24 protein-coding genes and 1 tRNA gene are annotated in these 26,405 nt (G+C 50.4%); 14 read left to right on the plus strand and 11 right to left on the minus strand.

All coding sequences use genetic code 11. From position 1 onward, the window contains the following. Positions 1-37 precede the first annotated feature (37 nt). From queF to rapZ, 5 genes are all read left to right on the plus strand, one after another. A complete protein-coding gene (queF, locus tag HAV38_RS06740) occupies positions 38-874 on the plus strand; it encodes an NADPH-dependent 7-cyano-7-deazaguanine reductase QueF (protein ID WP_168053744.1) in 837 nt (278 codons plus the stop codon). A 214-nt stretch (positions 875-1,088) separates the two neighbouring features. Then, a complete protein-coding gene (locus HAV38_RS06745) occupies positions 1,089-1,622 on the plus strand; it encodes a hypothetical protein (protein ID WP_245182245.1) in 534 nt (177 codons plus the stop codon). A gap of 167 nt (positions 1,623-1,789) precedes the next feature. Continuing rightward, positions 1,790-2,287, plus strand: coding sequence for a PTS sugar transporter subunit IIA (locus tag HAV38_RS06750; protein ID WP_168053748.1), 498 nt, complete (start codon positions 1,790-1,792; stop codon positions 2,285-2,287). A gap of 112 nt (positions 2,288-2,399) precedes the next feature. Then, positions 2,400-3,350, plus strand: coding sequence for an HPr(Ser) kinase/phosphatase (gene hprK, locus HAV38_RS06755; RefSeq protein ID WP_168053750.1), 951 nt, complete (start codon positions 2,400-2,402; stop codon positions 3,348-3,350). A gap of 285 nt (positions 3,351-3,635) precedes the next feature. Then, the gene (gene rapZ / locus HAV38_RS06760) at positions 3,636-4,499 is read left to right on the plus strand and encodes an RNase adapter RapZ (RefSeq protein ID WP_168053752.1); all 864 of its coding nucleotides are present in this window, start codon (positions 3,636-3,638) and stop codon (positions 4,497-4,499) included. A gap of 80 nt (positions 4,500-4,579) precedes the next feature. Here the strand turns inward: rapZ and mutY are convergent, their stop codons facing one another. Then, positions 4,580-5,668: an A/G-specific adenine glycosylase gene (mutY, locus tag HAV38_RS06765; RefSeq protein WP_245182262.1), complete on the minus strand. Its 1,089-nt coding sequence runs from the start codon at positions 5,666-5,668 to the stop codon at positions 4,580-4,582. A 225-nt stretch (positions 5,669-5,893) separates the two neighbouring features. After that, a complete protein-coding gene (gene mutM, locus HAV38_RS06770) occupies positions 5,894-6,715 on the minus strand; it encodes a bifunctional DNA-formamidopyrimidine glycosylase/DNA-(apurinic or apyrimidinic site) lyase (RefSeq protein ID WP_168053756.1) in 822 nt (273 codons plus the stop codon). A 559-nt stretch (positions 6,716-7,274) separates the two neighbouring features. Between mutM and HAV38_RS06775 the strand changes: the two genes are divergently transcribed. The 7 genes from HAV38_RS06775 (at position 7,275) to pth (ending at position 13,878) form a co-directional block, all read left to right on the plus strand. Next, positions 7,275-9,068: a tetratricopeptide repeat protein gene (locus HAV38_RS06775; RefSeq protein WP_168053758.1), complete on the plus strand. Its 1,794-nt coding sequence runs from the start codon at positions 7,275-7,277 to the stop codon at positions 9,066-9,068. 26 nt (positions 9,069-9,094) lie between these two features. After that, complete coding sequence (locus HAV38_RS06780) at positions 9,095-9,853, plus strand: outer membrane lipoprotein LolB (protein ID WP_245182246.1); 759 nt, start codon at positions 9,095-9,097, stop codon at positions 9,851-9,853. A 120-nt stretch (positions 9,854-9,973) separates the two neighbouring features. Continuing rightward, positions 9,974-10,837 (plus strand): 4-(cytidine 5'-diphospho)-2-C-methyl-D-erythritol kinase, encoded by an 864-nt coding sequence (ispE, locus tag HAV38_RS06785; protein WP_168053760.1) that lies wholly within the window; start codon positions 9,974-9,976, stop codon positions 10,835-10,837. A gap of 78 nt (positions 10,838-10,915) precedes the next feature. Next, a tRNA-Gln gene (locus tag HAV38_RS06790) sits at positions 10,916-10,992 on the plus strand. A gap of 235 nt (positions 10,993-11,227) precedes the next feature. Further along, positions 11,228-12,181, plus strand: coding sequence for a ribose-phosphate pyrophosphokinase (locus HAV38_RS06795; protein ID WP_168053762.1), 954 nt, complete (start codon positions 11,228-11,230; stop codon positions 12,179-12,181). A 120-nt stretch (positions 12,182-12,301) separates the two neighbouring features. Further along, the gene (locus HAV38_RS06800) at positions 12,302-12,910 is read left to right on the plus strand and encodes a 50S ribosomal protein L25/general stress protein Ctc (RefSeq protein WP_168053764.1); all 609 of its coding nucleotides are present in this window, start codon (positions 12,302-12,304) and stop codon (positions 12,908-12,910) included. Between the two features lie 383 nt (positions 12,911-13,293). Next, positions 13,294-13,878 (plus strand): aminoacyl-tRNA hydrolase, encoded by a 585-nt coding sequence (gene pth, locus HAV38_RS06805; protein WP_168053766.1) that lies wholly within the window; start codon positions 13,294-13,296, stop codon positions 13,876-13,878. A gap of 129 nt (positions 13,879-14,007) precedes the next feature. On the opposite strand, the gene HAV38_RS06810 is transcribed toward pth, so the two are convergent. Continuing rightward, the gene (locus HAV38_RS06810; RefSeq protein ID WP_168053768.1) at positions 14,008-14,256 is read right to left on the minus strand and encodes a hypothetical protein; all 249 of its coding nucleotides are present in this window, start codon (positions 14,254-14,256) and stop codon (positions 14,008-14,010) included. A gap of 134 nt (positions 14,257-14,390) precedes the next feature. Between HAV38_RS06810 and HAV38_RS06815 the strand changes: the two genes are divergently transcribed. Next, positions 14,391-16,388 carry an autotransporter domain-containing protein gene (locus HAV38_RS06815; RefSeq protein ID WP_168053770.1) on the plus strand — a complete coding sequence of 666 codons (1,998 nt, stop codon included), beginning with the start codon at positions 14,391-14,393 and terminating at the stop codon, positions 16,386-16,388. Between the two features lie 497 nt (positions 16,389-16,885). Further along, complete coding sequence (gene ychF / locus HAV38_RS06820; protein WP_168053772.1) at positions 16,886-17,977, plus strand: redox-regulated ATPase YchF; 1,092 nt, start codon at positions 16,886-16,888, stop codon at positions 17,975-17,977. A gap of 135 nt (positions 17,978-18,112) precedes the next feature. Here ychF and HAV38_RS06825 read toward each other — a convergent pair whose 3' ends face one another. From HAV38_RS06825 to HAV38_RS06860, 8 genes are all read right to left on the minus strand, one after another. Next, the gene (locus tag HAV38_RS06825) at positions 18,113-18,733 is read right to left on the minus strand and encodes an FHA domain-containing protein (RefSeq protein ID WP_168053774.1); all 621 of its coding nucleotides are present in this window, start codon (positions 18,731-18,733) and stop codon (positions 18,113-18,115) included. Positions 18,734-18,895: 162 nt separating this feature from the next. Beyond that, positions 18,896-19,663 carry a Stp1/IreP family PP2C-type Ser/Thr phosphatase gene (locus tag HAV38_RS06830; RefSeq protein ID WP_168053776.1) on the minus strand — a complete coding sequence of 256 codons (768 nt, stop codon included), beginning with the start codon at positions 19,661-19,663 and terminating at the stop codon, positions 18,896-18,898. 568 nt (positions 19,664-20,231) lie between these two features. Further along, entirely contained in the window at positions 20,232-21,113 is an 882-nt protein-coding gene (sucD, locus tag HAV38_RS06835) for a succinate--CoA ligase subunit alpha (RefSeq protein WP_168053778.1), read from the minus strand. A gap of 107 nt (positions 21,114-21,220) precedes the next feature. Continuing rightward, a complete protein-coding gene (sucC, locus tag HAV38_RS06840) occupies positions 21,221-22,411 on the minus strand; it encodes an ADP-forming succinate--CoA ligase subunit beta (RefSeq protein ID WP_280730145.1) in 1,191 nt (396 codons plus the stop codon). Positions 22,412-22,468: 57 nt separating this feature from the next. Next, positions 22,469-23,218, minus strand: coding sequence for a DUF2889 domain-containing protein (locus HAV38_RS06845; RefSeq protein WP_168053782.1), 750 nt, complete (start codon positions 23,216-23,218; stop codon positions 22,469-22,471). A gap of 572 nt (positions 23,219-23,790) precedes the next feature. Then, on the minus strand, positions 23,791-24,267 hold the full coding sequence (gene recX / locus HAV38_RS06850) for a recombination regulator RecX (protein WP_168053784.1): 477 nt from the start codon (positions 24,265-24,267) through the stop codon (positions 23,791-23,793). A 76-nt stretch (positions 24,268-24,343) separates the two neighbouring features. Further along, the gene (gene recA, locus HAV38_RS06855; RefSeq protein WP_168053786.1) at positions 24,344-25,465 is read right to left on the minus strand and encodes a recombinase RecA; all 1,122 of its coding nucleotides are present in this window, start codon (positions 25,463-25,465) and stop codon (positions 24,344-24,346) included. A 260-nt stretch (positions 25,466-25,725) separates the two neighbouring features. After that, positions 25,726-26,301: a helix-turn-helix domain-containing protein gene (locus HAV38_RS06860; protein WP_168053788.1), complete on the minus strand. Its 576-nt coding sequence runs from the start codon at positions 26,299-26,301 to the stop codon at positions 25,726-25,728. Positions 26,302-26,405: the final 104 nt, after the last annotated feature.

Consider the following 26,405-nt stretch of genomic DNA (forward strand, 5'->3'; position numbering starts at 1 on the left):
TCTTACATCCCGACCTCATTTATGCATCACCCAAAACATGACCGCTTCCACTACCCCAGAACTCTCGCCCTTAGGCAAAATCGCGACCTACAAGGCCGAATACGACCCTAGCCTGTTATTTTCCATTGCCCGCTCGGGTAAACGGGAAGAACTGGGAATACGCGGGGCATTGCCGTTTTTTGGCGTCGATATCTGGAATGCTTATGAAGTGTCCTGGCTTAATCTGCGCGGCAAACCGCAAGTCGCCATTGCCACCATTACGGCACCCGCCGATTCCCCCAATATTATTGAGTCAAAATCGTTCAAGTTGTATCTGAACTCTTTTAACCAAACGCGACTGGCCGATACCGACGCTTTGCTGGCACTGTTGCGGGCCGATTTATCGCTCGGCTTTGGTGCTACTGTCCAGGTAAAACTGACTACAGCAGATGCATTCTCGACTCAGGTTATCAAGGAACCACAAGGCATACTTCTTGATCGTCTGGATATTGAAGTCACTGAATATCAACCGAATCCAAGTCTGCTCAAAACCGACCGCAACGCGATCCCTGTTACCGAAACGCTGCTCTCGCACTTACTCAAATCCAACTGTCTGGTGACCGGGCAGCCTGACTGGGGTAGCGTGCAAATCCACTATGTCGGCACGCCTATTGATCAAGCAAGCTTGCTACAGTATTTGATCGGTTTCCGCGACCATAATGAGTTTCATGAACAATGTGTGGAACGCATTTTTATGGACATAATGCGCCATTGCGCACCGCAAAAACTGTCTGTATATGCACGCTATACCCGCCGCGGAGGTCTGGACATTAATCCGTGGCGCTGCAACTTTTCCGGCAATCAACCATCAAACCATCGTCTCGCGCGTCAGTAACCCCACTTTTAGGTGCCACTAATAGGTGACGAGCAGGTGACGTGCAGGTATTTGCCCCGGTTACATCAAAAATACAAACGATCGTCATCGCAGGCCTTCTTGCGCCAGACTTTGACGTTGCGGTATGGAAACCTATGTTTCCATACCTTTCATTACTTACGAGTTATTTATGTGTAGAAAATTTTTATCGTCTTGCATGACGAGTATTATCATTATGTTATGCACATCCACCTCCTACGCCCAAGAAACTACCGATAGCGCGGGCTGGTGGCAACATACTAAGAACCGCCTCGGAAATATCGTCGACAACGGCGCGGAAGAGCTCTATTTGTCTGGCTACTCTTATCATGGTCGCAACACTTATACTGCGGAACGCATTCGTGAGCTAAACGAAAAGGCGTGGGGTATCGGTGGAGGGCGCACATTCCGAAATGCCGCTGGCAACGACGAATCGCTGTTTTTTTTCGGCATCCGCGACTCGCATTCGAAGCCCCAGCTAATGGCAGGGTACGCATACGAGTGGGTCTTCGATATTCCAAAAACGCCGTTGGAATTTAGTGCGGGTTACACAGCGATGCTGGTAAGTCGTCAGGATTATTTCGGTGGTTTTCCCTTTCCGATACCATTACCTATCGCCGGATTCGGGACAAAAAAAGCAAAACTTATGGCATCTTATGTGCCGCGCTTGTCCAGCAATAAAGGTAACGGCGACGTTCTGTTATTATTCGCGCGCTTTGAAATCGATTAACAAAATGATTTTGGCGTAGTAAACCATGGTGATAAAGCAGCTTTATTTCCTGCACCGCACACTCATTAAATGATTTTGGCTGGCGGACAGGGGGCAGGTGCTTTAGGCCGGATTCAGGCCTATAATTCTGCACAACAACCCGACGCGCAAATCACTAATTCGTAAAAATGACTAACCTTGCAAAAATTCTCCCCGCACAAAATGTTGTGGTGGATATGGAAGTTTCCAGCAAAAAGCGCGCTTTTGAGCAAGCTGGACTTCTTTTTGAAAATAACTGTGGCATCGCACGCTCTACCGTATCGGACAACTTGTTTGCCCGCGAAAGATTAGGCTCAACCGGCCTCGGGCACGGCGTCGCGGTCCCCCACGGACGGGTAAAAGGCCTGAAAGCACCACTTGCCGCTTTTGTCCGGTTGTCGGAGCCGATTCCGTTTGAGTCGCCTGACGGTGAACCGGTAAGCCTGCTTATATTTTTATTGGTTCCAGATCATGCAACCCAGCACCATCTTGAAATCCTGTCAGAAGTCGCAGAAATGTTTTCAAGCGATGTCTTTCGGGACATATTAAGCACCGATCCGGATCCTTTATCGATACACGCCCGCTTGATTTCATGGCAACCGGCGGCTAACGAAATGCAGACTGGGAATACGCAAAATAAACCATAATCAAATTGCCCTAAGAAACGAGCAGGCCGTCTGAAGATCGCATAAAATAAACCAATTCGGATCGCCGCTCAGCAACTTAACCGCAATCAAGCACAACGCCCGACGCCCGACTATGCCTTCAAGTACTCCGCTATCCATTCAACAACTTTACGAAGATAATCGGGAATCGCTGCAACTCGGCTGGTTTGCCGGGTTTCCGGGCGGCGAACGACTGATTTCAGGGGATGCGGCGTCCGCAGCCGATCAGGTGGGGCATCTAAACTTGATTCACCCGGGACGTATTCAGGTTTTCGGGCATCAGGAAACCCAGTACTACAAACGCCTGTCCGAGACCTCGCGCGCCTATCAGACGTCCGAGCTGGTTGCCGGTGCCCCGCCCGCTTTTATCATCGCGCAGGGTTTGGCGACACCGCCCAATATTCTCGATGTTTGCGACGAAAAAAATATTCCTTTATTTTCAACGCCGTTGCCTGCAGCACAGGTGATCGATTATCTGCGCGTGTATCTTTCCAAAAAACTGGCACAACGCATCACCATGCATGGCGTTTTTATGGATGTGCTGGGCGTGGGCGTACTGATAACCGGCGAGTCCGGACTGGGTAAAAGCGAATTAGGGCTAGAGCTCATCTCACGCAGTCACGGTTTAGTTGCCGACGACGCGGTTGAGTTTGCCCGGATTGCCCCAAATATGATTGAAGGCCGCTGCCCCTCGTTACTGCAGAATTTGTTAGAGGTACGCGGCTTGGGCTTGCTAGATATTAAAACGATCTTTGGGGAAACTGCGGTTCGTCGCAAAATGCGATTAAAACTCATCGTTCATCTGGTGCGGCGGGCCACGCTGGAAGAAAACTACGAGCGCCTGCCCCTTGATGCGCACTACGATGATGTGTTGGGATTGCCCGTACGCAAAGTAATCATTCCGGTCGCGGCGGGACGCAATATCGCGGTTCTGCTCGAGGCCGCAGTGCGTAACACCATATTGCAACTACGCGGCATCGACACGCTAAAAGACTTCATCGCCCGTCAGCGTGCAGTGATGGATAGCGAAAGCGATCTTTACTAGCTCTTCGCTTGAAGCAGCGCCATCCAGTGCGAGCGCCAATCATCGCAAGTATCTGGCTTATTTATTACGTTAATTTTGTTTAAAAATTGGCGATCATCAGAAAAACTCAGCCCCATCTAACCCGTGCCCGATTTGATACTATCCGGCACGTATGTTATGTTTCCCGTCAACATTAGTTTATTCCTGAATTTGAACAAATCGGCATGACACCGATGTCCCGCAAAAGGCGACGTAGCGCGGCACCAGGTAGCATAACGATGCAAAAAAATTGCGATAACAACCATTATGCGAATAATTCTTATCACCGGCATTTCCGGTTCTGGTAAATCGGTTGCCCTGCGGGTTCTGGAAGACGCCGGTTACTTCTGCGTCGATAACTTACCGCCCACACTATTGCGCGAACTAGTCGCGACCCGTGTCAACGAAGGCATTCAGATGCTGGCGGTCGCCACCGATGCGCGCAGTGCCGATTCGCTAGCCAGGCTACCTTCGGATATCCAGCAACTTAAAACCCAGGGTCACGACGTCAAGGTCATCTTTTTAACGGCGCAAACTGAAGCATTGATCGCGCGTTTTTCTGAAACCCGGCGCAGCCATCCGCTGTCGCATCGTCTGCGTCCCGGACAAAATCCGTCGGACCGCCTGACGCTTACCGAATGCATCATTAACGAACGTGAATTACTGGTCGAGATTGAAGGTCTGGGTCATATTATCGACACCTCCGATTTAAGCACCAACAAACTGCGCAGCTGGATAAAAGGCTTTGTCGATACCGATCATGCGCCGCTGACTTTGCTATTTGAATCGTTCGCCTTCAAACATGGCGTTCCGCTAGATGCCGATCTGGTGTTCGATGTGCGCATGCTGCCTAATCCTCACTACGATCCGCTTTTGCGCCCGTTAAATGGCCGCGATCAACCGGTGATCGATTTTCTGGATGAATTGCCATTAGTGGCCGAGCTACTGCACGACATTGAGGGGTTCATTACCAAATGGCTGCCGTCCTTTAAACAGGACAATCGTAGCTATCTGACGGTCGCGATCGGTTGCACCGGGGGGCAACATCGATCGGTCTATATGGTCGAGCATCTTGCACAACATTTTGAAGCGGCAGAGCATGTCGTGCGGCGCCATCGCCAACTCAGCTAGTCCGGTTAAACCCGACAACGAATTTTGTTTCGCAACATTTCCGGAGCATGCCTTTTCAAAGCGCCTCTCCGACTCCGGCTTCACACGAAAAGATCATCCTGGCGAAACACCGCGAGCAATAATTTTTTAACCGGTGCCGGTAACGGCGCATCGGCCAAATTTTCCGCTGCGTACCAGACGTATGACGACTGCGCTGCCATGTGGAGACGACGTTCAAGCTTGATTTCGTAAGGCGAAATCTGCAGTTTAAAATGCGTGAAAACATGCAGGATGGATTGTAGCGGCGCGCACGAAGCCACGGTCCCAAAGGGCGCCGTCAAGCGCGTCACAGATGCCTCCAGATCAAGCGCCATATCGAACTCCGGCAACGACAACAGGCCACCCCATATCCCGCTGTCCGGTCGTTGTTCCAGCAGCACCTGATTGCGGTCAACAATTACCAGCATTCCCGTTTGTTTTTCTGGGATCGCCTTCTTCGGCTTGCGCACTGGCAACTCTGACACCCGGTCTGTCGCCAGTGCGACGCAACGTTGCGCAAGCGGACATACGCCACAAGTTGGCTTACTGCGCGTGCAAAGAGTGGCACCCAAGTCCATCAATCCTTGCGTATACGACTCAATACCATCCTCTGGTAGTAAAGCCACGGCCCGGCGCCACATAGGTTCTTCGATGAGCCTGGCTCCCGGATATCCGTCGATTCCGAATACCCGGGCGAAAACCCGTTTTACGTTACCATCCAGAATAGCGGCCTTGACGCCGTATGAGAATCCGACTATTGCTGCTGCAGTAGAACGTCCGATACCGGGCAGATCCTCAAGTAAGGTAGGGTTATCGGGAAATATGCCGCCGTATTCCGCCACAACACGCTGGGCGCAACGATGCAAATTACGCGCACGCGTGTAATAACCAAGCCCGGCCCAATGCGCCATGACGTCTTCGCTCGGCGCTTGTGCCAGACTTTGCACGTCTGGAAAACGCACCATAAATTTGTGGTAATAAGGAATAACCGCCGTCACCTGCGTCTGTTGCAGCATAATTTCTGACAGCCAGACACGATAAGCATCCCGCGTATTTTGCCACGGTAAGGCGTGTCGTCCGTATTGCTTTTGCCAGCGGATGACAGCCTCGGAAAAGGCGGGATCGGCAAAATGCGCAGACTGCTCATGCATTATTTGAGCTTGAGACGAGCCATTATTGACATTAGCGGCGTCAAAATTAACGACGCCCTTTGTGGGGGCAAGATTATTTACAACACGCTTCATTTATGCGGCAACTTTCAACAGGTTCAATTAGGAGCGCATGCAACCATTTTCTATGGAATTGTCATTAGCTGCGCGCTTTTAGGTAGGTTCTCAGGATAGGTTTGTGCACCACAAGATTCTGCAACCGATTAATTATTTTTGACAGGATTTACAATAAAATGTTGAACGCTGTCCTTGCTTAATTTGTTCGATTAGCAACCCGCACACCCGACACGGCTCGCCCGCCCGATCATAGACAAAATAACTTTGCTGAAAATAACCGGAGCGCCCATCAGCGCCGACAAAATCGCGCAAGGTACTACCACCCTTTTCGATCGCGCGACCAAGAATATCTCGAATCGCGCCCGCCAACTTGCTGTACCGTACCTTGCCGATGCGGTGGGCCGCAGTTTTGGGATTAATACCCGCCTCGAATAAACTTTCGCAAGCGTAAATGTTGCCGACCCCCACGACGATATCGCCAGCCAGTAAAACCTGTTTAATGGGCGCGCTCCGGTTGCGCGTCTGTTGATAAAGAATCTCCCCAGAAAAAATATCCTCCAGAGGTTCCAGTCCAAGTTTAGCCAGCAATACATGTTCGGCAAGCGGCCCGTCGCCAGTTGGGTGCCATAGAACGGCACCAAAACGACGCGCATCATTCATGCGCATTAACTGCTGGCCGACCACCAAATCGAAATGGTCATGTTTTTTTGGAATCGTCGCCAATGGCAAAATCCGCAAATTTCCGGACATGCCCAAGTGAACGATCAACGTGCCGTGATCAAAATGGATCAGCAAATATTTACCGCGCCGACCGGTACCGCGGATAATCTGACCACTCAGATGAGATGACAACTCCAGCGGAAAAGGCCAGCGCAGACCGCTCCGGCGTAATACCACTTCCGTCACGGTCTGCCCTTCAATATGGGGCGCTACGCCGCGTCTGGTCACTTCAACTTCAGGGAGTTCTGGCATAACTTTAACGGCATTCAAAAAAGTTGGTTCACAAAATGCGTAATTAAACGACCAGTTTACGACCGGGTTACGGCTGATTTCGTTTCCGGAGAATATCTACAATCTTACCGCGCGACGATGATTCGGTGCTAGGTTGGTGTTAAGTTGGTACTAATTTGTGCTCACAATCCGCAAGATAGATACCCCGCCCCACCTTATTCTGAAACTTCGCCAATTCGGCTCAAGCTTTAACGGGGACCGGACATGGCAAAAAGTGTTCCGGATGGTGCGCAAGCAGGAAAAGCGGCAAGCGTAACCGCACATTCCGCCCCGGTTGGGCGTAAAATCAGGATTACCTTTATATTGTAAGCAGGTCCAGACGCAAATTGTCCCCGCGCCATGGGATGGCGATGGAATGAAACGAATAAGACTTCCGCAAAATCGTCCCGGCAACGGGCTTGCCAATCCTGCCGACGCAGATAGTACGCTAGTACGCTAGTGCGGCCAGGAAAGCAAAACGCCGCTGTGGCGGTTTTTGCGGGAGTTCCCCACAACTTAGCTTTACTAGTCAGGATATGCCTTGAAAAAAGCTCTTGCCATTGTTACGCTCTCGACCTTGTTATCTGCTTGTGCAGGCCTGGCGCCAACCAATAGCACTGGTAACCCCAAAGACACGCCCAATGGGCAAAACGCAACAAATGCACAAAAATCGGATGAAGAAAAAGTAGCCGAAGAACAAAAAAAAGCGGATGAACACCTTCCGCTCGTTACCTTAACCAGCGAAATTCTGTTCAAAGAGATCAGTTCCGAGATCGCCTTCCAACGTGGCAATTGGCAGGCGGGCTACGCCACGCTGATGAGCGTCGCGCAACAAACCCGGGACCCGCGTCCGGCACGCCGCGCTGCCGAGATGGCATTGAGCGCCAAGCAGGGCGGCGACGCGCTGGTGGCAATACGCTTATGGCGTGAACTGGCGCCCCAGTCCGAAGAAGCGACGCAGTATTTTCTTGGCTTTATTCTGCTAAGTAATAACCTGGCAGAAGCACAGCCGGTGTTAGAGCAACGGATCGCGAATGCGACCCCACCAACCCGTGGCCTGATTATTTTTCAGACGCAGCGTTTGCTCAGCCGTGCGCAAGACAAAACCGCAGCCATGCGGATGCTGGAAACGCTGGTAGCGCCTTACCAGACCATGCCTGAAGCACATTTAGCCTTGGCGCAGGCTGCATTTTCCAACGGCGATTCTGCCCGCGCCACTGAAGAGGCCCGTCTTGGACTGCAACTTAAGCCGGACTCTGAACTCGCTATCCTGACGGTAGCCCAAGTCGCCCCCGACAAGCTCATTGCGACCAAAGCGCTCACTGATTTTCTTGCGGCCCATCCAAAGGCACGTGAAGTACGCATCGCCTACGCACGCATTCTAGTAGAGCAAAAAGAATACGACCCCGCCCGCAGCCAGTTTGAAATTTTATTGAAAACCGATAAAGACGACCTGACTACACTGCTGGCGCTGGGATTGCTCAATGCGCAAATTGGCGACAAAACAGTCGCCGAAAAATATTTGATGCAATATGTCGAAAAATTGGCCGCCCATCCAGACGAAAACCGCGACAACACGCAAGCCCTCCAAATCCTGGCCCAGCTTTCCGCTGAACGTAACGATATTGACGGCGCGCTAAAATGGCTGGCACAGGTGGGTCCCGGAGAAGGTTACCTCGACACCCAATTTCGGCGTGCATTATTGATAGCCAAGCGCGGCGATGTAGATGGTGCGAGACAGGTATTGGCCCATATTGAAACCAATGGCGAAGGCGAAGAAGTGCAGGTAACCCAGCTTGACGCGCAATTACTGCGCGAAGCGAACCGAAACAGTGAAGCGCTACGGGTCCTTGCCGCGGCGCTCAAACGCTATCCAAAAAATACTGACCTCTTGTATGACTATGCAATGGTGGCGGAAAAGCTGAACAATGTCACCCTGATGGAGACCGCTCTTCGCAAATTAATCGCACTGGCGCCAAATAGTCAGGATGCGTATAACGCGTTGGGCTTCTCATTAGCCGATCGCAACGTCCGGTTACCGGAAGCATTCGAATTAATTAAAAAAGCGCTTTCGCTCGCTCCGCAAAATCCATTTATTCTCGATAGCATGGGCTGGGTCGAATTTAGAATGGGGAATCTGACTGATGCCGAGACGCACCTGCAAGCAGCTTATACCGCGTTGCCTGATGCGGAAATTGGAGTCCATCTGGGCGAGGTTCTGTGGGCAGCCGGGCGAAAAGATGCAGCGCAAAAAGTGTGGCGCGAAGTGCAAACCAAAGATCCTAAAAATACATCATTAACCAGCACGCTGGCACGCCTGCGCGCCCACCTATGATGATATCGCTGTGCCAAATGGATCGTATGCTTGTAAAAAACGCCACCCAAAACAACGCATCTGGATGGCGTGCAGCGATCGCCGAAGCGGGGCAAATCCTGCGTAGCGGACTGGCCCCATTAACAAACCTTCGGTCCATGACAGGGATAAGCCTTATAGCGGTCGCGCTGGCGACTACTGGTTGCGCGACACTGACATCGCCCTCCGCACCTCTGACAACTGCGGCCAATGGCGATCATGGCAGTCAAACCGCGCGGCAATATCACCCGGCAATTGACTTCAACGGACGCTTGTCATTGCGCTATCAACAAGACGGCAAAGAGCAAGCGCTACATGGCAGCTTTACCTGGTCACAAGCCAGCCAGCGTACCCTCGTCACGTTACTGTCGCCATTGGGGCAAACCTTAGCGACCATTGACATCACGCCGCAGCAATCCACTCTTCATCAAGCTGGCCAACCGCCTCGCTCAGCCGCTGACGTTGATTTGCTGACGGCGCAGGCACTGGGGTGGCCGTTACCGATTGCAGGGCTGCGTGACTGGCTACAAGGCTTTGGCTCAGATATCAACGGCAAGCGTTTTAATATCCAGCCGTCGGGCGAAAAAGAGCCGACTAACATCACCACAGCCGATCATTGGGCTATTCAATATACGGGCTGGCAACCGGCTGAGGGGTTAACTGGCGATGCCAACAGCACCCCCAAGCGCATCGATCTGACCCGTAGTACCGAGCAGGCCGGTGAGGTGGCGATTCGCATCGTCGTCGACAGTGCTCAGATTCATTGACAACGCCTAACGACACTAGGCGGTCGAGACGATTAAACCGCGCTCCTTTGCCGGTGTTTTACCGAAGGTTCACTGTGGTTTGTAAAAAAATTCGCTACAAAGTTTGTTATAAAACTTATTATGATTCGCTCTCTTAAACACTGCCTTGCACCAGCCAAATTAAACCTTTTCCTGCACGTCAATGGCCGCCGTGCAGATGGCTATCATTTATTGCAGACCGTATTTCAGTTGCTGGACTATGGGGATTCGCTGGACTTTGATACCCGCGACGATGGCGTTATTCATCGCGTATCGGAGGTATCCGGGGTTCCAGCCGAAAGCGACCTGATTGTGCGCGCGGCAAAATTGCTACAAATCGCTGCCGCCCAAAAGCATGGCAAACACCCCCTCGGTGCCGACATTACCATCAAAAAAAATTTACCAATGGGCGGCGGTCTTGGCGGCGGATCATCCGATGCCGCGACCACATTGATGGCGCTCAATCACCTATGGAAAACTGGCTTTGATCGCGCGGAATTAATGGCGATTGGCTTGCGATTGGGTGCCGATGTACCCTTTTTCATATTTGGTCAAAATGCATTTGCCGAAGGCATTGGCGAGACTTTACAGCCGGTAGAAACCGCCGATCGCTGGTACGTTGTCATTGAACCTGGTGTCCAAATCGCCACTTCGTTAATATTTTCGTCAGAAGAATTGACACGGACGACAAAATTGGTCAAAATGGCGGACTTTTCGGGGCATCAGGATTACTTCGGAAAGAATGATTTACAAATCGTTGCTACCAGACTTTTCCCTGCTGTTGCCGCAGTTATTCATTGGCTGCAACAATACGGAGATGCGAGGATGACCGGTTCAGGCGCATGTGTTTTTTGTGCATTTGAACGGGAAGAGCAAGCCAGCAAAGTACTGCAATTAGTACCGAAGTGTTGGAAAGTGTGGAAAGCTAAAGGAATAAGCTCCCATCCTTTAAAAGATTTGCTATAATCTGGTCCCTAATTCATTGGTCATGAAACGCAAGCACTAAAGTAGTGTTTGACGATTATGACCAACACAAAGTTGCGTAGGGGAGTCGCCAAGTTGGTTAAGGCACTGGATTTTGATTCCAGCATTCGAAGGTTCGAGTCCTTCCTCCCCTGCCATTTAGTTCCTGCGTTAGTGATTAAGTAATAAATTTAGTGCTAACGCAAAATCAGTCACGTCAAGCAATAAAAGAAACCAGCGAAGTTTTATCAGGCAGCAGCATTATGAGCCGATAACAACGCGAAAAATACGATGATACAAAGATAAGCCGCCAACGCAAGACTTCATAGTCGGGCATTGTCGGCTTTTCAACTTGGCCTTTCAACTTTTTAACGACTGTACTCAGGGATCTCCATGGCACTCGAAAACCTTATGGTTTTTACCGGCAACGCAAACCCGGAACTAGCTATTGGAGTTGCCAGACAGCTCGGCATTCCGTTAGGTAAAGCAAACGTTACCAAGTTCTCCGATGGCGAGATTGCCGTTGAAATCAATGAGAATGTGCGCGGCAAGGACGTTTTTGTTTTGCAATCGACCTGTGCGCCAACTAACGACAGCCTGATGGAAATCATGCTGATGGTCGATGCGCTGAAACGTGCGTCCGCTGGTCGCATCACTGCGGCAATCCCCTACTTCGGCTATGCTCGCCAGGATCGCCGTCCGCGCTCAGCACGCGTTGCGATTTCGGCCAAGGTCGTTGCCAACATGCTGCAGGAAGCGGGCGTTGAACGTGTCCTGATCATGGATTTGCATGCAGACCAGATACAAGGTTTCTTTGACATCCCGGTTGACAATATTTATGCATCGCCGATCTTGCTGGGTGATTTGGTTAGCAAAAACTATGATGATCTGCTGGTTGTATCTCCAGACGTCGGTGGCGTAGTACGTGCCCGGGCGCTGGCGAAACGTCTGAATTGTGATCTCGCCATTATCGATAAACGTCGGCCAAAAGCCAACGTATCCGAGGTCATGAACATCATCGGTGAAGTCGAAGGCCGTAACTGCGTGATTATGGATGACATGGTGGATACCGCCGGCACCCTGACCAAAGCAGCGGAAGTATTAAAAGAGCGTGGCGCGAAAAAGGTTGTTGCTTATTGTACGCACCCGGTGTTATCCGGTCCTGCCCTTGAGCGCATTGTCAATTCGCCGCTGGATGAGCTGGTTGTCGTTGACACGATTCCGCTCTCCGCCGAAGCAAAGGCCTGCGGCAAAATCCGTCAGTTGTCCTGCGCGGAACTGCTGGCGGAGACATTCAAGCGTATCAGCAAAGGCGATTCAGTAATGTCGCTGTTCGCCGACTCGTAAAATTATTCAGAATTTATAACCTCTGAGCGGGATTGTCCTGTTTAGAGGTGTACTTAAATCCCCTGGTCGCGGGTGATTTTTACCGCAAGGCGCGAGTCTTGCAAACATTGGAGTTTCAAAATGAAAGTTATCGCATTTGTACGCAAAGAGCTGGGGACCGGAGCGAGCCGCCGCCTGCGCATTGCTGGCCAAACACCTGGTATCGTTTACGGTGGTGCTGACGCGCCGGTTAATCTGTCGCTGGATCATAACGCGCTTTACCACGCGTTGAAAAAAGAAGCTTTTCACTCGTCGATTCTGGATCTGGAAATTGACGGTGCAGTGCAAAAAGTGTTGTTGCGTGACTTCCAGGTCCACGCATACAAGCAATTGGTATTGCACGCTGACTTCCAGCGCGTAGACGCTTCACAAGCAATTCACGTAAAAGTGCCGCTGCACTTTGTTAATGCAGAACTATCCCCAGCAGTGAAATTGTCGGCCGGTATCATCAGCCACGTTATCACTGATTTGGATATTTCATGCTTGCCAAAAGACTTGCCTGAGTTCGTTGAAGTTGATTTGGCCGCTCTGGAAGTCGGTCACTCGATTCACCTGATTGACCTGAAACTACCTAACGGCGTCACAGTTGTCAGCCAGGAAAACCTGACGATCGCAACTGCTGCGATCCCTGCAGGTAAAGTTGAGCCAGAAGCGCCTGCTGCAGACGCTCCTGCTCCAGAAAAGAAGTAAAGTAATCAGTCAGCTAATTTGGTGACTAGAAAGACCCGCCCTCTGTGGCGGGTTTTTTTATGCTCGACGCACATGCACATAAATGAACGCATAAATAAGTGCGTTAACAGTGCATCAATCAGCCGACCAACCAGCCGATCAATCAGCGCATTGTTATACATGTATTTACAGGAATATATAGTTCGCCCATGCATAGAGACCGGCTTTCTATACCGATGTTGCGGTTCGTCTTGCCTTCCGTGATAATCTAAAAAATTAAAACTGTTCTGCAGATTCCCTAAACCCTGTTTCAGCAGAAGATTAAACAGTTGCACTGCCATCGCATGCAGTTGGCGGACTTTTTTTACCGCCTCTGTTTCACCGTACGCTTTACTCGGAATCTCATGTCAATTCGCCTTATCGTCGGCCTCGGCAATCCCGGCCCGGAATATGAACAAACCCGCCATAATGCTGGCTTTTGGCTGGTCGATAATCTGGCGCAAGATGTCGGCTGTAGCCTGCAACGCAAGGCCGATTTCAAAGCACTGATGGGCAAGACTAAAATTAACGCGCAAGAGGTCTGGTTGCTCGAACCGCAGACCTTTATGAACCGGTCGGGCCAGTCGGTAGGCGCTCTGGCGCGTTTTTACAAAATTGCTGCAGAAGAAATACTGATCGTACATGATGAGTTGGATTTATCTCCCGGCGTTGCCAAACTTAAAAAAGGCGGCTCATCTGGTGGGCATAACGGCTTGAAAGACATCACTGCGGCACTCGGCACTCAGGATTACTGGCGCTTGCGCATCGGCATTGGTCATCCCCGCACCCTGAATTTACAACAAGCGGTGGCAGATTTTGTACTGCACCGCCCGCGCAAGGAAGAGCAGCCGTTACTGGATGAGGCAATTGCCGACAGTCTGAAGATCCTGCCACTTTTATGCGAAGGCAAATTTTCAGAAGCCACCATGCAATTGCATACGGCAAAATAAGTCAAAATCCCACCAGAGCGCACAACGTGAGCGGCCTGAGTACCGCAGCCTGCGCGCTAAAAACGGTCAGGAATAATCAATAGATTTTGTTCAGGTGGGTAATTGAAGAATGGCGTGATTCGGGGTCCGTTAAGACCATGACAGGCTGATCGCCTGGTAAACTTTGTGCCGTTTGGAGTCAAATTGGGTGGGCATGATGTCGGCCTCATCGACGGCAAAGCGTTCATCCACATTCAAAGCCACTCCTCTGGTCCAAAAAATCTCTGACTTAAGTATTCTCCCTGTCTTTCGTCCTCGGCCTTCTAAAGACGGTGCGATTGTCCTAGAATAAAACTCCTGACTTAAAAAAACTGCTGGCTCGTCACCGATAACCATCATGTTTCAACTGCTTCTGCAGACGCTGCCGTCCATGGCTAACGTCTCTATGAATCACGGCCGCTTACTGTCAATCATGGTTGTTCGCTGTCGCTCATTATCGAAATAAGCCCGCTCATCACTTGAGGAGAATTGCTGTGGTTTCGCTACCATTTGCCCTTTCACGTCGTTCGCGCCTTTTTTCTGATCTTTTTGTCCCGCGCTTTAAAACCCGCGCTCGCCAGGCGATCTGGACACTCTCTACCGTAAGTGCAAGTATTGGCATAGGCCTTTGTCCCGCACCGAATGTCTTCGCCTCCAATTTTTCACAAATAATTTTTTTTGGGGACTCATTGACAGACAGCGGGTATTTTTCGGGCGTTGGCCAACAACCATCATTTACAACCAACCCCGATTTACCCTGGTCTCAAGTACTGGCAAGGCAAAATGGCTTGAAAGCCGACCCTGCGTTTGTCCTGACAAACAAGGGGGTCACAACGCGCGGTGGAACCAATTATGCTATTGGCGGGGCGCGCGTCAGTCGACCTGGATTCCATGAACTATTCCCATTAATTCCTTCCGCAACCGACCAAATTAATACCTATCTGGCCAGCCATCCGCAACCGGACAAAAAAGCGTTATTCAGTATATGGGCGGGGGCCAACGATGTTTTCGTTTACACGGAACAGAACGCCGCCGGATTGCTTCCTTTCCAGTCGCCCGCAACGCAAGCGGCCACCGCACGGCTAATTATTGGGGATGTGGCAGGTGAAGCAGTTAACGTCGCAGGTTTAATTGGCAGATTGCAACACGCTGGCGTTAGTAAAGTAATGGTGCTGAACTTACCGGATATTGGCAGCACACCGCTCGCGGCCCACCTCGGATTACAACGTCTCTGGACTGCCGCGTCCTATACATTTAATCAAACCTTAAATCAAAGTATCGACAAGTTGGGCGGCGATATCATTGCATTGGATACGTTTAGTTTGCTAAATGAGGTCAAACGGACGCCGGGGTTATATGGCTTTAAAAACGTCACTTCTGAAGCCTGCACTTCGGTAGGAGCGTTAGGTACGATCGCTGCTGGCCTTTGCACCAGAGACACTTTGGTAGAGCCTGATGCTAATCGCACTTACCTGTTTGCCGATGGCGTCCATCCTACCGGCGCGGCGCATGCCATTCTCGCGCAGTACGTGCAGTCCGTATTAGTGGCGCCATCGCAAATCAGTATGCTGGCAGCCGCACCATTCGTCGGTGCCCAGGCCCAGACCACAGCGATTGATAATCGGTTCAGATTATTTGCAGACAGCCCAACTATCGTGGGCAAGCCGCAAGCCTATGCGGTAGTCAACAACCTCCGGCAAAATTACCAAAAAACAGACAATATGCAAGGCTTGGAAGGCTCTGTTAACAGCGCAACTGTCGGTATCGATTACGCGTTGGATCCCCATTGGATGATCGGCGCTGCATTTGGTTACGGACAGAATAAAGCCGGTTTTGGCAGCAATACCGGGCACTTCAAACTGGACCAAAATATGCTTGCGGCTTATACCCAGTATCGTACTGGCGCTTGGGCAATCAATGCCACGGGTCTGGCAGGTTTGCTCCAGTACAACAACGTAACCCGCAGCATCGCGCTAGGCCCAGCAATACGGAGTGAAACCGGAAAAACGGCGGGCAATCAATTACTTATGCGCCTAGGCACGCAATATGACGTTGACATCGGTCTCGCAACCCTCAGCCCTGTTGTGAACTTAACCTGGCAGCAGGTAAAAGTCGACGGCTACGATGAAATGGGCAACGACAGTACGGCGATGCACTTTGATCAGCAAACCCGTACATCGTTGAGGTCTGGCTTAGGTCTGCAATTTACCTCAAGTCGGGCGATGGGCTCTTATTTCATCCAGCCGTTCGCCAAAGTAACGTGGGAAAAAGAGTATAAAAACACGCCGAATGATGTCCGCGCGCACATAGTCGGCATGGGCGGCAGTTTCGGCATGCCCGCATATCGGGGTCCTGTGAATACCGCGCGTCTGGAATTGGGCGCCAACATCAAATTGCCAGCAAGCACCACAGCGTTCGTCGCCTACAGCGGGGAGTTTGCGGGTGGCAGTAAAAACAACGCCTTTCAACTGGGCGTAAATAAGCTGTTTTAATAGTTAAACCGACATGTGATGTCGACGCGGGTCCGGTACACTTAAAAGCGGACCCACGCTGATTTTGTTAAAAAATTTACAAAGCGCGTTTGACAACACGCAGGCCCGGCCCTCCGAAAATTACGGTGGCCGGTCAACGTACGGTCAATAAATACTGCATCAGGGTTGCGCCAATGCAGCGCGTACCGCACACAAGCGTACCACTTAACAAAATCTCACAGATATAGCGGGCTTTTGACGCTCCCCTTTAGGAAAACACCTTCCGACAGAGTTACAATAGGCATCCTTTTGAACAAATTCCTGCAAAGCTGGTGAAGACTGCCCGGTTGCGTTGATATTGTTGCAAGCCAGTCGTGCGCACTGTAGAACATCTGTGTGGTGCGTCCTGGTTCCGCATTTAACTTATTACAGGTTCCGACTAGCAGACAAGTTTGTGTCAGTCTATATACGGCGTCGGGCCTGTCTGTATCTGTACCTATTGATCTAGAAAGATTTTCATGAGTCTCAAGTGCGGTATCGTCGGCCTACCTAACGTTGGCAAATCCACCCTATTCAATGCACTGACCAAAGCAGGCATTCCGGCAGAAAACTACCCATTCTGCACCATCGAACCCAACGTCGGCATGGTCGAAGTTCCGGACCCACGGTTGGCGGCGCTGGCGCTGATTGTCAAGCCCGAGCGGATTTTGCCAGCCACGGTCGAGTTTGTGGATATTGCAGGTCTGGTCGCTGGCGCATCCAAAGGCGAAGGCCTGGGTAACCAGTTTCTCGCCCACATCCGTGAAACAGACGCCATCGTTAACGTCGTGCGCTGCTTTGAAGACGACAATGTGATTCACGTCGCTGGCAAAGTAAGTCCATTAGACGACATTGAAGTCATCCAGACCGAACTGGCGCTGGCCGACATGGGAACGGTCGAAAAAGCGATTCATCGCGAGAACAAAAAAGCCCGCTCTGGCGACAAAGACGCCGCCAAACTGGTCGCGATTCTGGAGCGTCTGATGCCAGAACTGAATCAAGCCAAGCCAGTGCGTGCCTGCGGTCTGGATGAGGAAGAAATGGCCCTGATCAAGCCGCTGTGCCTGATCACTGCAAAACCGGCGATGTATGTCGCCAACGTGTCGGATACCGGTTTCACCAATAATCCTTTGCTGGATCAATTGACCGCCTACGCGGCATCGCAAAATGCGCCGATGGTGCCCATCTGCGCGTCAATTGAATCAGAAATATCGGATCTGGACGAAGCGGATAAACATGAATTTCTGGCCGACATGGGAATGGAAGAGCCCGGTCTGGATCGCTTGATCCGTGCTGCATTCAAGCTACTCGGTCTGCAAACCTATTTCACTGCCGGCGTCAAAGAAGTTCGCGCGTGGACCATCCATGTGGGCGACACCGGTCCGCAGGCTGCTGGCGTTATTCACACTGACTTCGAACGCGGCTTTATTCGCGCTCAAACGATTGCGTACGACGATTTCATCACCTTCAAGGGCGAATCCGGCGCGAAAGACGCAGGCAAGATGCGCGCTGAAGGTAAGGAATACGTAGTGAAAGATGGGGACGTTTTGAACTTCCTGTTTAACGTTTAATTTGACACTGGGGCGCTTGCGCTGATTTGCATTCTTGCGGTCAGCGTAAGCTTTGAAAGGGCTTGGAAGTGCCTTCAGCGCCAGGGGTTAGAAGCCTTTAGACGCCTTTGAATGCCGTTACCTTAGCCTGACACTTCAAGCGCCTATCTTCGAGCTGCAGGAAAATTTCATTGTCGATCCGGCGATGCCAATAACATCCCCGTCTTTTAACGGACGTGCACCGATATCCAGTGGCGTGTCGTTGATGCAGGTGAAGGGTGTTCCTTCGACATGTGTCAGCTCAAAACTCTCTGCTCTTCTGGTGACAATGGCGACCTGCATTCCCGGTCGGCCTATCGTCGTAAGCACCTTGGTCAACGCTATTATTTTGCCTGTACTGGGTCCGTCCAGAACGGTAATGGTGGCGTCGCGCTGCGTTATCGGCAACTCTTCGTGGCGATTATCAAGACCACGTTTACCATCGAGGACGTCATCCACGATGTAAAGCAGTTTATAACCAGCCATCTGGATAACATCGTTGTGCTGCAATGCATGCCTGGTGACCGCCCGACCATTGACCTGCGTACCATTGGTGCTATTGCGGTCCTCCAGCAAGGCCTCGTTAATACCAGCAATAATGACCGCATGGTCGCCACTAATGGTAGGACTGTCGATTACCAGATCGTTGTACGACTTGCGACCAATGGTGGTACGTTCCTTGTGCAGCGCCATCTCTCGCACTACATTGCCGGCTTGGGTCAAGATGATCTTCGCCATGCCTCTCTCTCCTGTACACGGGAACAACGGGATACAAAGTTGTTCTGAATATTTTAAATTTTATGGCGTTACAAACGTCTTGCTCTGCCACTTGGTCAAGAGGACATAAACTATGTAAAAAGTTACAGCTTTATAAGGTCATGAACCAGACTATTAACGACTTTAGTGCATGACATTTATCAATATTACGGAAATGTTATCCTGGCCGCCGTTATCATTGGCTGCTTCAACCAGTCGGTCTGAGGCCGTTGCGATATCTCTGTCGGCAAAGTTAATGATGACTAATATCTGCGCTGAAGAAAGTCGATCGGTTAAACCGTCGGAGCACAATATAAAAAGGTCGCCTGCTTGTATTGCATGCTCATCGATATCTACTTTAAGCTGCTGGGCGACGCCCACCGCACGCGTAATGATATTGCGATTTGTCGCGATCGCTGCTTGCTCGGGCTTCAGCAACCCTGCCGTAATTTGCTCTTGCACCACTGAGTGATCACGCGTCAATTGCCGCATCTCCCCATTCCGTATCAAGTACGCACGCGAATCGCCCACGTGGGCGATGCTAACGCAGTCCTCCTGGAACCAGGCGAGCACCACAGTCGTGCCCATGCCGCGGTATTCCGGCTGCTGTCGAGCTGATTCAATAATTGCGGTGTTCGCTTTTCTGACGGCCTGCATTAAACATAGCCGGCGCACGGCGGGTTGGTCGTCGGGATGACTGTATTCGTTCTCCAGCAAAAGCTGCTGCACCGCATCCATGATCGTGGTGACAGCGATATTACTGGCAACCTCGCCAGCATTATATCCGCCCATACCATCGGCCAAAATAGCTAGCTGCAAGCTCTCACTTATCGCAACGGCATCTTCATTCTCCGGCCGCACTCTACCCACATCAGTCTTGGCATAAAATTCAAATCGTAAGGTACTGGACATGTTAAGTAATGATCAAGGATAATTTTTGAGTGGACATTCAGATTGGAGCAACTCTGAAATCAGATTAAAGGGTTGGTACAGCCAATAAAGAATAAAGAAAGCCAGAATAAGGCAAACATAAATCTTAACAAGCTCGGATCGTCTCTCATCCGATTTTACCCCCATAACAAGATAAAACGGCTCCAACTTTCTGAAGGTAATCGGAAGTCGCCAATGGAGAATGTTTAGCGTATATGGGCGACGCTATAGTATAAACTCGCGCCCTGACGACCACGCGTAAAATCAATACTTCTTTTGGAACGTGCGGGACCTTTCAAATGCTACAAACTACCTTATGCGCTATTGCAATGGGGACATGCTTAAGATCCTGCCGGCTGCTGCGGTTTGAGCGCGCTGACTTGATGACACGCAATACGTCCCCTAGGGTGGTATCGTATACCTAAGATAAATTTTGGTGGATCGCAGGAAGGTCTGGCAATTTCCTGAAGTATCAAAAACTAAAGGAGCCGAAGCTCCTTTAGTTTTATATTGCCTTACGAAAAATATCGCAAATACCGCAAATATAAATTTACAGCATTGCCATCAACAAGCGTGCCATTTCCGATGGATTCTTGGTGGTTTTGATACCGCAAGCTTCCATGATGTCGAGTTTGGCTTGCGCTGTATCGGCACCGCCAGAAATTAACGCACCAGCGTGACCCATACGTTTGCCAGCGGGGGCAGTGACGCCAGCGATAAAGTTGACGACTGGCTTTTTCATATTGTCTTTGATCCAGTAAGCCGCGTTGGCTTCATCCGGGCCGCCGATTTCACCAATCATGATGACCGCGTCGGTGTCAGGATCGTCATTGAACATCTTCATGATGTCGATGTGCTTCAGGCCGTTGATTGGATCGCCACCGATACCAACCGCGGATGATTGACCCAGACCCAGCGCGGTCAATTGACCAACTGCTTCATACGTCAATGTGCCCGAACGCGAGACCACCCCGATACGGCCTTTTTTGTGAATATGGCCTGGCATGATGCCGATTTTGATTTCGTCAGGAGTGATCAGACCTGGACAATTTGGTCCAAGCAGCAAAGTCTTGCTACCGGATTTGGCCATACGGTTTTTTAATGCCAGCATATCGCGCACGGGAATACCTTCCGTAATACAGATTGCTAGATCCAGTTCCGCTTCTACGGCTTCCCAAATCGCTGCTGCCGCGCCTGCTGGCGGAACATAAATCACCGAAACGTTGGCACCGGTGGCGGCCTTGGCTTCTGCGACGTTAGCAAAAATAGGAATGCCGTCGAAATCTTCGCCAGCGCGTTTAGGGTTCACGCCCGCGACAAAAGCTTCTTTGCCATTTGCATAATCACGGCAACCGCGTGTGTGATATTGACCGGTTTTGCCAGTGATACCTTGGGTGACGACTTTTGTATCTTTGTTAATCAGGATCGACATGTTTGTTCCTTGCCTTATTTTTGAACGTGAATCAATTTGTCAGTTGATTGCCAAATTAATCATCGCTAAATTCTCAGATCGCTAAATGCAATGCGCTTATTTATTGATTACTGACCGTTAGCTGCAGCAACAACTTTCTGCGCCGCTTCTTCCATGCTGTCAGCGGCAATGATAGGCAAGCCCGATTCTGCCAGCAATTTTTTGCCGATTTCTTCGTTCGTACCCTTCATGCGCACAACCAGTGGCACGCTCAAAGAAACCGCCTTCGATGCCGCAATCACGCCTTCAGCGATCACGTCACAGCGCATGATGCCGCCGAAAATATTTACCAGAATGGCTTTCAAATCAGGATTTTTCAGCATGATCTTGAACGCTTCGGTCACTTTTTCTGCTGTTGCACCACCGCCGACGTCGAGGAAGTTGGCCGGCTCGCCGCCGAACAACTTGATCGTGTCCATGGTCGCCATCGCCAGGCCAGCGCCGTTGACCAGGCAACCGATATTACCGTCCAGCGAGATATAGGCCAGATCGAATTTCGATGCTTCTACTTCTGCTGGGTCTTCTTCATCCAGATCGCGATACGCGACGATTTCCGGCTGACGATACAGAGCATTAGGATCAAAGTTGAATTTTGCATCCAGAGCGATGATTTTGCCTGAACCGGTAACGATCAACGGATTGATTTCGGCAAGTGAGCAATCGGTATCCCAATACGCTTTGTAAAGACCTTGCAGCTGCACCCGAGCGTCAGCGATAGAGCCCGCTGGCACGCCGATTCTGGCAGAAATACTATCCGCGTCAGCGTCGGTCAATCCTGTCGATGGATCAATCACCACCTGATGGATTTTTTCAGGATGGCTTGCTGCGACTTCTTCAATATCCATGCCGCCTTCGCTCGATGCCATTAGCACCACACGCTGGCTTACACGGTCAGTGACCATACTGACGTATAGCTCTTGCTTGATATCCGCGCCTTCTTCGATCAACAGACGACGGACCTTTTGACCTTCTGGGCCAGTTTGGTGCGTGATCAGTTGCATGCCTAGGATTTCATTGGCAAATTCGCGCACTTGCTCGAGCGATTTAGCTACTTTTACGCCGCCGCCTTTACCGCGTCCTCCTGCGTGGATTTGCGCCTTCACGACCCATACCGAGCCACCGAGAGTTTCAGCAGCTTTAACGGCCTCATCGACGCTTAAGCACGGAATACCGCGTGGTGTTGTTACCCCAAATTTACGAAGAATTTCTTTGCCCTGATACTCATGGATTTTCATGCGAGCTTCCCTTCTGACGCTGATTTAAATTAACCTGCTGGTTGGACTGACAAATGCAATGACAAATAATGACGAAAAAAATCATTTACTGCGCTTACTGGACTCGATATCTGGGACTGCGTTTGATGCCTGGCTTAGTGCTTGATTTCGTGATTGGCTCATTACTTTATTTTGTACCGGACTCGACGCGGGATGGGACGACAGGCCTGATATTAAATTTGATGCAGTGTCTTGTTCTGAAACCGATGCTATAGCTGGTACCAGCTCCATGGTCGGGTGGATTGCCCACCTTGGATAATACTTTGCAACGATTGCGCCGTCTCTGCGGAGCGCATGACAACTGCCTACCTGAAACGGCTTTTTTTGACCTGCATCCGAGGTAGATTGATCGCCACTTTCAGGCGATTCACCAGAGAAAGCCTGGAGTGCTGCCGTCGGTAAGATTTGTGCCAATTCAGTTAAATGGGTGCAACCCATTGCGCCGCCAATCCGCTCTCTCAAGGCATACCGAAAGCCTTTTAGCAAACACAAGCCAACCAGTTGATTGTAGGCGGGAGCGATCGTATTGCAATGCCCGGGATAAGGCACAGCCTCAGAATCTGCGGCGACTTCGACAATGTTGTATTCATGGTCCAACGTTAACCGCAACCATAAGTTGTGCAGAGGTTCACCGGCAGGCAAGACGCCACGGATCAACTTAAGTTCGCTGGATTTTATATCGGTAATGTGCGCGTCCAACTCCCATAAGCCATCTTCACGTATGAACGCGTCGATTTGTATGGTGCGCGTGTGCTGTAGCGCCCGGCGGGAATTAGAAGGTAATAGAGACATTTTGATGGTCTGATTTGCTTATCGCTACTACAGTTTCTATAGTAGCTGCCGCTCCTGCGGTTTGCAAAAAACCTCAAAATTGTAGCACAGCTGGAGGGAATTGGTGAGGTAGTGTGCGTTGCAGCAAATTGCATCGGATTGAATCACTTTCTATCGTCGCCTTTCTAACTGAACGACATAACACATAAATTATTTAATTAACATTTTTTCAATTTGGAAGGACACGGTTGCTGTGAGCGACGTAAAGCAAAGCCATAAGGTAATGGAGTGGATTAAGGAGGGGATTAAATGGGGCAAAGTAACCGCACGAGGTAAGAATAATTAGCCGTAGCAGTAAACCAAGCCCTAAACATAATCAGCTAATCTACTTTAAAAACAACGGACAAATGGACTCACCAATGAAAAAGACGGTGTATGTAAGAACGCTATATTTTCAGCTTTAAATTAATGCAGTTTTAATGCAGATCCATTCTGAAGCGACGTTCATATCATAAGTACCGTCACGGGTCTCCCTATTCAATGCGACCCAATACACCGTTCGATCCAGTCTGCGCTACTGCCTTTACCGACACTCACCCAGTCTCGTCTTCATCGAAATCGATATCATCGCCGCCGCTCTTTATCGCAGCCTGTATCGCGCGATGAGAAAAGCCACGCTGCAATAAAAAACGCATTTGCTTCATGCGCTCGTTAGCGTCAACTGGCTGATGCCCGAATTTTCTTTGCCATACTTCGCGGGCACGGGCGACCTCTCCGTCCGCAAGTTGTGTCTTAAGCGAATTAATCGCCTCGGCGTTAATACCGTGGCTTTTTAATTCCATAACGATGCGGCTATTTCCGTATCGTGCTGCCCGACGGTGGACGAGCGATTCTGAAAATCGCTCTTGGGATAGAAATTTCGACGCCTCCAACCAGTCCAGCAACACCTCAACATTATCGCCCTCCTGTATATACCGCGATAGCTTGCGCGATAACTCCATGCGACTATGCTCACGCATCGATAAATATCGAAGCGCACGAGATTTAAGGCTGATTGTCGGTTTTGCCATTACTGAATGCGGTTCCCACAAATTAAAAATCGAACCGAAAACATGGCGCTTTCAGTTCGATTTTGCACAACTACGCTTATTCTGGTTTTGCTGCCGCTGCGGCTTCTTTGGCGGCTGCTTTTTCCGCTGCTTTGGCGGCTTTCTCTGCCGATTTGTCTGTTTCGGCTGAAATTGCCCCTTCTAGCAACGGTACGCCTAACGAGGCACGTACTTTATTTTCGATCTCACGCGCCAGTTCTGGGCGTTCTTTAAGGTAGTTACGTGCATTGTCCTTACCTTGCCCAATGCGTTCACCGTTGTAGCTATACCAGGCGCCCGATTTTTCAACGATTTTTGCGTCTGAACCGAGATCCAGAATTTCGCCTTCACGTGAAGTACCTGTGCCGTACAAAATGTCAAAATGCGCTTCCTTGAACGGCGGTGCAATTTTGTTTTTGACGACTTTGACGCGTGTTTCGTTACCAATCACTTCGTCGCCAGATTTAATTGAGCCGGTACGGCGAATATCCAGACGGACCGAGGCGTAGAACTTCAATGCATTACCACCAGTGGTGGTTTCTGGGTTGCCGAACATGACGCCAATTTTCATACGAATCTGGTTAATGAAAATAACCAAAGTGTTGGTACGATTAATACTACCGGTCAATTTGCGCAACGCTTGCGACATCAGACGTGCTTGCAGACCTGGTAATGAATCACCCATGTCGCCTTCAATCTCGGCGCGCGGGGTCAATGCCGCAACGGAGTCAATAACGATCAGGTCAACGCCACCCGAGCGCACCAGCGCATCGGTGATTTCAAGCGCCTGCTCGCCCGTGTCTGGCTGCGAAATCAGCAAATCTGCCAGATTGATACCTAATTTTTGCGCATAACCGACGTCAAGCGCGTGTTCTGCATCAATAAATGCACAGGTACCGCCAAGCTTTTGCATCTCGGCAATTGTTTGCAGTGTCAGCGTCGTTTTACCCGATGACTCAGGCCCGTAAATTTCGACTACCCGGCCACGCGGCAAACCGCCGACGCCCAGCGCGATGTCGAGACCGAGCGATCCGGTAGAGACAACCTGTACTTCTTCAACCACAGCGCCATCTTCCATGCGCATGATTGAGCCCTTGCCGAATTGCTTTTCGATTTGCGCCAATGCTGCGGCAAGAGCCTTACTTTTATCGGGATTTGCTGCGGATTTTTTATCGTCCATAGGGTTTCTTTCGGCAAAAAAAGGTGTAAGACTGTATCAATAAACAGTACTGTATAAAAAAACAGTGAACTATGCAAGCGTTTTAACTTTAAATCGGAAAGTGTTGCAAATGGGCGGCAACCCACTCCTCATCCATATTGTAAACCTGTGAGCGAATTTGGTCTCAAATTGCAGCGACTTTATCACCTCATACTGTTTGTTTTATGGGGAGGGGTTGCTGCGTTGCATCGCGCTTTATTTTCCGCTCCCCTTTTTTTAGGTTAGCGATGAATTACAACCAGTAACGCCCTGGCATCTGTCTTTCCCGTATTGCGTATTGCGTGATTTTTATCGGCTTGATAACGGGCAGTGCCGCCTACTTTCAATTTTTTCTTCACGCCATCGACTACTACCTCTACCCCGCCATTCAACAAAGTCAAATGCTCCATGGTGCCCGGATCATGCGGTGTGGAAATCAGCGCGCCTTCCGAGGCCAATGTCAGTTCATACCACTCATACTTTCCCGCCAGGTCCATCGGCCCCAAAATTCGCAGTACATAACCGGCATGCAGGCCGGGTAATGTCGGCGTCTCATGCGGCTCCATGATATGGATGACCTCCCGTTCCGAGGTGTCCGTGGCAAGTAGTTCCTCGATGCCAATTCCGAGAGCGTTAGCCAGCCGCCACGTGACAGCAATCGTCGGGTTAGCTTTTTCGCGCTCAATCTGAGACAGCATTGATTTGGAAACACCTGCCGCGCGCGATAAATCGTCTAGTGTCAGCCCGCGCTTCAGGCGCAGTCTTTGCAGCGTAGCCCCGACTTCTGGAGGTGGATTGCTGGAAATAAGAGGATGCATAAATGTGCTTGCTATGTTGAATGGCAGTGGTTAATATCCACTATATTGAATCTTTGTTCGATATAGTGGATATTTTCTTTATATCGAACTATATCCTACCAGAC

The sequence above is a fragment of the Glaciimonas immobilis genome (genome assembly GCF_011947285.1).
Lineage (GTDB): Bacteria > Pseudomonadota > Gammaproteobacteria > Burkholderiales > Burkholderiaceae_D > Glaciimonas > Glaciimonas immobilis.

Coding starts and splice junctions, on each gene's coding strand:
- queF (WP_168053744.1), top strand. CDS start 38: ATGACCGCTTCCACTACCCCAGAACTCTCGCCCTTAGGCAAAATCGCG.
- HAV38_RS06745 (WP_245182245.1), top strand. CDS start 1,089: ATGTTATGCACATCCACCTCCTACGCCCAAGAAACTACCGATAGCGCG.
- HAV38_RS06750 (WP_168053748.1), top strand. CDS start 1,790: ATGACTAACCTTGCAAAAATTCTCCCCGCACAAAATGTTGTGGTGGAT.
- hprK (WP_168053750.1), top strand. CDS start 2,400: ATGCCTTCAAGTACTCCGCTATCCATTCAACAACTTTACGAAGATAAT.
- rapZ (WP_168053752.1), top strand. CDS start 3,636: ATGCGAATAATTCTTATCACCGGCATTTCCGGTTCTGGTAAATCGGTT.
- mutY (WP_245182262.1), bottom strand. CDS start 5,668: ATGCATGAGCAGTCTGCGCATTTTGCCGATCCCGCCTTTTCCGAGGCT.
- mutM (WP_168053756.1), bottom strand. CDS start 6,715: ATGCCAGAACTCCCTGAAGTTGAAGTGACCAGACGCGGCGTAGCGCCC.
- HAV38_RS06780 (WP_245182246.1), top strand. CDS start 9,095: ATGCTTGTAAAAAACGCCACCCAAAACAACGCATCTGGATGGCGTGCA.
- ispE (WP_168053760.1), top strand. CDS start 9,974: ATGATTCGCTCTCTTAAACACTGCCTTGCACCAGCCAAATTAAACCTT.
- HAV38_RS06795 (WP_168053762.1), top strand. CDS start 11,228: ATGGCACTCGAAAACCTTATGGTTTTTACCGGCAACGCAAACCCGGAA.
- HAV38_RS06800 (WP_168053764.1), top strand. CDS start 12,302: ATGAAAGTTATCGCATTTGTACGCAAAGAGCTGGGGACCGGAGCGAGC.
- pth (WP_168053766.1), top strand. CDS start 13,294: ATGTCAATTCGCCTTATCGTCGGCCTCGGCAATCCCGGCCCGGAATAT.
- HAV38_RS06810 (WP_168053768.1), bottom strand. CDS start 14,256: ATGATGGTTATCGGTGACGAGCCAGCAGTTTTTTTAAGTCAGGAGTTT.
- ychF (WP_168053772.1), top strand. CDS start 16,886: ATGAGTCTCAAGTGCGGTATCGTCGGCCTACCTAACGTTGGCAAATCC.
- HAV38_RS06825 (WP_168053774.1), bottom strand. CDS start 18,733: ATGGCGAAGATCATCTTGACCCAAGCCGGCAATGTAGTGCGAGAGATG.
- HAV38_RS06830 (WP_168053776.1), bottom strand. CDS start 19,663: ATGTCCAGTACCTTACGATTTGAATTTTATGCCAAGACTGATGTGGGT.
- sucD (WP_168053778.1), bottom strand. CDS start 21,113: ATGTCGATCCTGATTAACAAAGATACAAAAGTCGTCACCCAAGGTATC.
- HAV38_RS06845 (WP_168053782.1), bottom strand. CDS start 23,218: ATGTCTCTATTACCTTCTAATTCCCGCCGGGCGCTACAGCACACGCGC.
- recX (WP_168053784.1), bottom strand. CDS start 24,267: ATGGCAAAACCGACAATCAGCCTTAAATCTCGTGCGCTTCGATATTTA.
- recA (WP_168053786.1), bottom strand. CDS start 25,465: ATGGACGATAAAAAATCCGCAGCAAATCCCGATAAAAGTAAGGCTCTT.
- HAV38_RS06860 (WP_168053788.1), bottom strand. CDS start 26,301: ATGCATCCTCTTATTTCCAGCAATCCACCTCCAGAAGTCGGGGCTACG.